Origin of the sequence: Archangium sp. (genome assembly GCF_036389735.1) — a bacterium.
Lineage (GTDB): Bacteria > Myxococcota > Myxococcia > Myxococcales > Myxococcaceae > Archangium.
Genome location: NZ_DASVWK010000887.1, coordinates 1 through 7,050, shown reverse-complemented (window position 1 = coordinate 7,050; position 7,050 = coordinate 1). Strand labels below are relative to the sequence as shown.

At 70.0% G+C, this 7,050-nt stretch carries 5 protein-coding genes and 1 pseudogene; 3 read left to right on the top strand and 3 right to left on the bottom strand.

The window, feature by feature from the left end:
• Positions 1–94: 94 nt before the first annotated feature.
• On the bottom strand, positions 95–2,059 hold the full coding sequence (locus tag VF794_RS31700) for a DsbA family protein (RefSeq protein WP_331116853.1): 1,965 nt from the start codon (positions 2,057–2,059) through the stop codon (positions 95–97).
• A 195-nt stretch (positions 2,060–2,254) separates the two neighbouring features.
• Between VF794_RS31700 and VF794_RS31695 the strand changes: the two genes are divergently transcribed.
• Entirely contained in the window at positions 2,255–2,518 is a 264-nt protein-coding gene (locus tag VF794_RS31695) for a sulfurtransferase TusA family protein (RefSeq protein ID WP_331116852.1), read from the top strand.
• Positions 2,519–2,595: 77 nt separating this feature from the next.
• Here the strand turns inward: VF794_RS31695 and VF794_RS31690 are convergent, their stop codons facing one another.
• The gene (locus VF794_RS31690) at positions 2,596–3,507 is read right to left on the bottom strand and encodes an ABC transporter ATP-binding protein (RefSeq protein WP_331116851.1); all 912 of its coding nucleotides are present in this window, start codon (positions 3,505–3,507) and stop codon (positions 2,596–2,598) included.
• Entirely contained in the window at positions 3,504–4,367 is an 864-nt protein-coding gene (locus VF794_RS31685; protein WP_331116850.1) for an ABC transporter permease, read from the bottom strand. The genes VF794_RS31690 and VF794_RS31685 overlap by 4 nt, the downstream gene beginning before the upstream one ends.
• 160 nt (positions 4,368–4,527) lie before the next feature.
• On the opposite strand from VF794_RS31685, the gene VF794_RS31680 reads away from it, so the two are divergent.
• Complete coding sequence (locus VF794_RS31680; RefSeq protein ID WP_331116849.1) at positions 4,528–5,970, top strand: penicillin-binding transpeptidase domain-containing protein; 1,443 nt, start codon at positions 4,528–4,530, stop codon at positions 5,968–5,970.
• Between the two features lie 53 nt (positions 5,971–6,023).
• Positions 6,024–7,050, top strand: a pseudogene (locus tag VF794_RS31675) (hypothetical protein); the annotation flags it as partial.

Here is a 7,050-nt window from a genome sequence, read left to right as displayed (position 1 = left end):
TGAGGACGCGCCGAGGGACACGCCCGCAAAGGCAAAGGCCGCCGGACCTCTTGGGGTCCGACGGCCTTCGTGCTTCAGGGCAGGGGAGCCGGGACTACTTGGTGTCCTTGGCCACCGCGCCGCCACCCTTCTTCAGCTCCTCGTCGATGACGCGCTTGTAGGCGTCGTTGGGCTGAGCACCCACCAGCGCGCGGCCGTTGATGAAGAAGGTGGGGGTGCCGTTGACGCCCACGCGGGTGGCCTCGGCCATGTCCGCGGAGATCTGCGCGTCGTACTTGTTGCTGTCCATGGCGGCCTTGAACTTGCCCATGTCCAGCTTCAGCTCCTCGGCGTACCGGTCGAGGGAGACGCGGTCCAGGGCACGCTGATTGGCGAACAGCTTGTCGTGGTACTCCCAGAACTTGCCCTGCTCGTGGGCGGCCATGGAGGCCATGGCGGCCGGCTTGGCGTTCGCGTGGAAGCCCAGCGGCTGGTGCTTGAAGGCCACGCGGATCTTGCCCTTGTACTCCTCCTCGAGCTGCTTGAGCGTGGGCACCACGCGGCTGCAGAAGGGGCACTCGAAGTCCGAGTAGGCCACGATGGTCACCGGGGCGTTCTTCGGACCGCGCGCCGGGGCGTTGCCGACCTCGATGTTCTGCACGGCCGGCTCGGCCGCGGCCTGCGCCTTGGGCGCCGACTTGAGACCCTCGTCGATCAGCTTCGCGTACAGGTCGTCGGCCTTGGTGCCGGCGGCCAGCAGCTTGTCGGCGCGGGCCATCTCCTCGTCGATGACCTTCTTGAAGCTGTCGAAGGGCTGGGCGCCCACCAACTCACGGCCGTTGACGAAGAAGGTCGGGGTGCCATTGGCGCCCACGGCGGCGCCGGCGGCGGCGTCCGCCTCCACCTTCGCGCGGAACTTGCCGGAGTCGAGCGCGGAGCGGAACTTGCCCATGTCCAGCTTCAGCTCCTCGGCGTAGCGCTCGAGGGATGCGCGGTCCAGGGCGCGCTGATTGGAGAACAGCTTGTCGTGGTACTCCCAGAACTTGCCCTGCTCATGGGCGGCCATGGAGGCCTCGGCGGCGGGCTTGGCGTTCGCGTGGAACGACAGCGGCTGGTGACGGAACACCACGCGCACGTCCTTGGGGTAGCTCTCCTTGATCTGCTTGAGCGTGGGGCCCACGCGGCCGCAGAAGGGGCACTCGAAGTCGGACCACTCGACGATCGTCACCTTGGCGTTCTTCGGGCCGAAGGAGGGGGCGTCGGCGGGCGCGTCCACCTTGCGGTAGGCGGTGGCGGGGGCCTCGGGCTGGTTGTTGCGCGAGGGAGCGGCGTCCACGCCCTTGGCGAGGATGGCGGCGTACACCTGGTTGGCCGGGGTGCCCGAGCGCGTCAGGGCCTCGGCCTTGGCGAGCTCCTCGTCGATCAGCGCCTTGAAGTTGTCGATGGGCTGGGCGCCGGACAGGAAGCGGCCGTTGATGAAGAAGGCCGGGGTGCCGTTGGCGCCGAGCTTGCCGGCCAGGGCCTGGTCGCGGTCGATGATGGCGGAGAACTCCGGCTTGGCCAGGGCCGCCTTCCAGCGGTTCATGTCCAGACCGAGCTCCTGGGCGTACTTCTCCAGGTCCGCGTCCTCGAGGGCCTTGGCGTTGGCGAAGAGCTTGCCGTGGTACTCCCAGTACTTGCCCTGCTCACCGGCGGCCATGGCGGCCAGCGCGGCGGGCTTGGCGCGCGGGTGGAAGGACAGCGGGTTCTGCTTCATGACCACGCGCAGCTTGCTGCCGTAGTCCTTCTGAAGCTGCACCACCGTCGCGTCGGCGCGGGAGCAGAACGGGCACTGGTAGTCGGAGAACTCGACGAGCGTGACGAGCGCGTCGGCGTTGCCCTTCACGGGCGAGCCATCGATGGGCACCTTGAAGATGGTGGGGTCCACCGGCCGGGCACCCGGCTTGGGGGCATTGGCGGCGGGGGCCGCCGCCGTGGGCTTGCTACCAGCGCTGGTGTTCGAGGGGCCGGTAACGGCACGGCCGCCTGCGAAGCCCAGCACCAGGCCCACCAAGAGGGCCACGAGAACATTGGGTTTCATGGTTGTGTGCTGCTCCTTCGTCGTCATGTCCGAGTGCGGATCCGCGCTTTTGCTCATAGGTCAAGAAGGCCGGGGTTGATACCAGAGCCCATTTCGAGCGCGCAAGGTCGGCAGGCGCACCCGAACCGGGCCATGATGGGACCCAGGGCCCCGAAAACACGATGTTTTTCCTCGAAAATTCCCCCAACGACGTTCATGCCCCGCGCCTACACTGAGGCCATGCAGCCGGACGTGCGCGTGGACGCCTCGGGGGCGTACTGCCCCATGCCCATCCTGGAAATCGCCAAGGCCATGCGCCGGCTCCAGCCGGGCGCCCTGGTGGAGCTCGTGGCCACCGATCCCGGGGTGCGGCAGGATCTGCCCGCGTGGTGTGAGGCCACCGGCCACACCCTGCTCGGCCTGGAACAGCGAGGGGCGAGCTGGGTGGGCTGGGTCCGCAAGGCGGGCGGAGGGCCGTGAGAGGGGGCGGGGTGCCATCAGCCCCGGGGTGACACGAGCGGGCCCGGAGTTTCACCCGGATTTTCCGGGGGATTTTCCTAGAGGAGCTGGAGGACCCGGTCTTCCAGCCGGCGGCCGCGCGAGACGCCGAGGATGAGCACCCCCGTCTGGATCAGGTGTCCCACCACCCGGCTGATGACCTCCTCGGGCTGATGGGTCTTGCCGTCATACCGGACGTAGAGGACCGACTCGTTCTCCATTCGCGCGGTGGTGATGCCCGGCAGGGCCTCCAGCTCCGGCACGATGACGGTGCCGCGAGCCACCTGGACGCGGAACTCGGCCGTCTGGCTGGTGAGCTCGGCCATGGTGCCGGCCTGGGCCAGCTTGCCCCGGTCGAGGATGGCCGCCGCGTCGCACAGCTCCTCCAGCTCCTGGAGGTTGTGGCTGGAGACCACCACCGTCTGCTCGCCCTTCATGTCGCGGATGACCTGTCGCACCTGGGCGGCGATGCGCGGATCCAACCCGGCGGTGGGCTCGTCGAGCAGCACCAGCGGCGGCTTGCCCATGAGGGCCTGTGCCATGGCCGTGCGCTTGGCCATGCCATGCGAGAGCGCGTGCGTCTCCACGTTCCACGCCTCGATGAGGCCCACCTTCTCGAGCGCCCCGCGCGCCTCGCTCTCGGGATTCTCCACGCCACTCAGCCGCGCCCAGTACATGAGGAGCGCGCCCACCTTCCAGCCGCCGGGCAGCACCGCGTCCTGGGGCAGCGCGCCCACCTTCCCCTTGAGGGAGCCGTCCACGGAGGGATCCATCCCCATCACCCGCACGCTGCCGCCGGTGGGGTAGAGGTAGCCGCACATCATGGAGAAGGTGGTCGTCTTCCCCGCGCCGTTGGGGCCGATCAGGCCGTACACCTGGCCGCGCTCGACGGAGAAGCTCACCCCGTCCACCGCCACCTTGGCGCCGAAGCGCTTGGTGGCATTCACGATGTCGATGGCCAGCTCGCTCACAGATCCCTCGCGCGCAGGACGAAGAGGGAAGCGCCGAGGAACAGCACCGCGAAGGCGGCGTAGGCCGCGCCACTCACGGCGAACTCGGCCAGCCGCGGGTGCAGCAGGTTGTTGGCGTAGTGCGAGGGTGACAGGTAGCGCATGTAGCTCACGGGGTTGCCCTCGGAGGCGAGGCTCCCCACCAGATTCACCAGCCAGAAGCCGAAGAGCAGGAAGATGTTGAAGATGAGGCTCAGCGCGGGCGAGCGGAACAGGCTGGAGCAGAAGGTGGTGAGCGCCAGGTACGCCAGCGAGAACACCACCGCGGCCAGCCAGAACTTCAGCAGGTTGAGCGCGAAGGCCACGGGGGAGAAGTCCGGCGTGGTGAACGCGGCGTAGACGAAGATGGCCAGGTCGATGACGAGCACCAACCCCAGCAGCACCGTGGCCTGCGACAGGAACTTGCCCAGCAGCAGCGACGAGCGCCGCGCGCGCACGGTGAGGTAGCGGATGGAGCGCGGGCCCACCTCGCCGCTCACCTGGTCGAAGCCCATGATGGCGACGTAGAGGGGCAGGAAGAAGAGGGTGACCTTGAAGACCACCAGCACCACCAGCGGCACCTGCCCCAGGGCCTCCGCCATGGCCTGGTCGCCTCCCACGAGGAAGCCGAGGAAGCCCTTCTGCATCTCCTCGGCGACCTGGACGCCCGCGGCGGCATCGGCCCCGGCCTGGGCGAGCTGGGCATCCAACTGCTCCCGCAGCGCCTTCGTGATGCCTCCCACCACCAGCAGCACCAGCATCGAGAACATGCTGTAGAGCCCGAGCAGTGCCACCACGCGCGCGCTGCGCACGGTGCGACGGCACTCGGCGCTCCAGATCACTGCGGTCTCATTCAATCCGTTCAAGGCCATTGGACCCTACCGGGCCTGGGAGGGGCTCGCCAGGATTCTTGCTCTCCAGGGGAACTCACGCGGCGGAATGGACGTCCATGCCGGGGCGGGTACCATGCCGCCCCCACCTCTCTCGCGCGACGGTTCCCGCATGACGCTTTCCCGTGCCCTTCCCGCCACGCTGCTCCTCCCCCTGCTCCTCCTGCTCGTGGGCGCCGATGACGGCACCCCGCGGGACACGGGGCCGGTGGCCGAGGCCGCGCTCGCGGATGGTGGGGTATCGGACGGGGGCGTGGCCCAGGCGCAAGGGGCCACGGAGGACGGGGGGATGCTGGGGCTGGTGCCGCCCGTGCCGGTGCCCTCGCGCGAGGAGGATCCGCCCTTCGCCCGCCTGCGCTCGCTGTCGCCCAAGCAGGACGTGCTCGCCCGCGCCAGGCGCGATGCGCAGGGCCGGTGGGTGGTGCCGGGGCCCCAGGGCGACGTGCCGCTGACCATCGACCCGACGCTCCAGTCGCAGCTCAAGGACATCTTCAAGCAGTACGGGGTGCCCTACGGGGCGGCGGTGGTGCTGGAGCCGTCCACGGGCCGGGTGCTGGCCATGGCCGAGCACTCGCGGACCCAGCCGGAAATGCGCGGGCTGGCCACTCGCGCCGTGTTCCCCGCGGCGAGCATCTTCAAGATCATCACCGGCAGCGCGCTGCTGGAGGCCGGGGTGAAGCCCCTGGACGAGACGTGCTTCCACGGCGGCAAGCGCCGGCTCTCCGAGAAGCTGCTGGAGGACAGCGCGCGGGATGGCCAGTGCCACTCGCTGGCCGAGGCCATGGGCAAGAGCGCCAACGTCATCTTCGCCAAGCTGACGCAGCGCTACCTGTCGCCCGAGGCGCTGAAGCGCGCCGCCGCCCGCTTCCGTTTCAACCGGGAGATCGCCTTCCCGGTGCCCACGGACGTGTCGCTCGCCGCCGTGCCGGAGGACGACAAGTTCCGCTTCGCCCAGACGGGGGCGGGCTTCGGGGACGTGTACCTCTCGCCGCTGCACGGCGCGCTGGTGGCGGCCGTGGCGGCCAACAAGGGCGTGTGGAAGGACCCCGTCCTCTTCGAGCCCGATGCGAACGCGCCGCCCCAGGCCGGCGAGCAGGTGCTGTCGCCCGAGGTGGCGCGCGACCTGACGACGCTGCTGGAGGCCACGGTGACGAAGGGCACCGCGCGCCGCGTCTTCCGCGAGCGCGGCATGGGCGTGCCGGGCGCCGTGGGCAAGACGGGGACGCTGGCGGATCGCGCGCCCTTCCGGGACTACTCGTGGTTCGTGGGCTTCGCGCCCAAGGACAACCCCAAGGTGGCGGTGGCGGTCGTCATCGTCAACGAGCCCATCTGGCGCATCCGGGCCACGTGGCTTGGCCGTGAGGCCATGCGCCTGGGCCTCGCCCGCCTGCCGACGGGAGCCCTGATTCCCGCGAAGGAGGAGCCCTCCGAGTCGCAGGAGGAAGCCCCCACCGAGGAGGAGGCCTCGGAGGAGGAGTCGCCCACGGATGAGATGGCCGGAGCGCCCGCGCCGGTGCATGCTCCGGCGGTGAAGGCGGCGACCACCGGTCCCTGACCGGCCCCCCTGTCACCTCATCCAGCGCACGGGCGCTCATGAAGGAGACGTCCTTGGACTCTGGCCGAGAGCCGATTCGGCTCCTTCTGCTCTGCGCGCTGGCGGCACTCGTCTATGTGGGCGCCGTGCCCTCGGGCTTCGTCCTCGACGACACCCTGGCGGTGGAGACGAGCCCGGTGGTGGTGGGAGACGTGTCTGCCCTGGAGGCCTTCTCCCGGGACTTCTGGGGCAGGACGGCCGACAACACCATTGGCACCTACAGGCCGGTGGTCGTGCTGTCGTTCGTCCTGGACGCGCGGCTGGGCGGCGGGCGTGCCTGGCTGTTCCACCTGACCAACGTGCTGTGGCACCTGGCGGCCGTGGTGGCCCTCTACCGGGTGTGGCGGAGCCAGGCGGGGACGGAGACCGCGTGGTGGGCGGCTGCCCTGTTCTCCGTCCTGGCCGCGCCGGCCGAGGCCGTGCAATCGATCGTCGGCCGTGCCGACATCCTGGCGGCCCTCTTCGGACTGCTCGGCTACGCGGCACACCGTACCGCGGGAGCCCGGGGCGTCGGGGGGGCCCTGCTGTGCTACGCGCTGGCGCTGGGCTCCAAGGAGAGCGCCATCGTCTATCCGCTGCTGTGGTGCCTCCTGGAGGTGCTTCGGACGGGGAGCTGGCGGGTGCTGCCCTGGGGGCGGCTGGGCGGCTACGTGGGGGTGACCGGGCTGTACCTCGGGGCCCGCTGGAACGCCGTGGGGACGCTGCTGGGCGCGCGCATCGGCGACATGACCAATCCGCTCGTCTCGGCACCCTGGCCGCAACGGGTGCTGGGCGCGGCCGAGATCTTCTGGTCCCGCTACCTCGGTGGCATCGCCAATCCGATGCAGCGGCTGTACCTGTGCTCGGCGCCCGCGTGCGGCCCGGTCGGGGTGGAGAGCGCCGGGGCCTGGCTGGGACTGGGGGCACTCGTCCTGCTGCTCGTGCTGACGGTGCTGCTGTGGCGGAGGGCACCCGTCGTCAGCGCGGGGCTGTGCTGGTTCCTCCTGCTGTTCCTGCCCGGCTCCAACCTGCTGGTCGTCGGCCCCTCCCTCTATGGCGAGC

Coding starts and splice junctions, on each gene's coding strand:
- VF794_RS31695 (WP_331116852.1), top strand. CDS start 2,255: ATGCCCCGCGCCTACACTGAGGCCATGCAGCCGGACGTGCGCGTGGAC.
- VF794_RS31680 (WP_331116849.1), top strand. CDS start 4,528: ATGACGCTTTCCCGTGCCCTTCCCGCCACGCTGCTCCTCCCCCTGCTC.
- VF794_RS31700 (WP_331116853.1), bottom strand. CDS start 2,059: ATGAAACCCAATGTTCTCGTGGCCCTCTTGGTGGGCCTGGTGCTGGGC.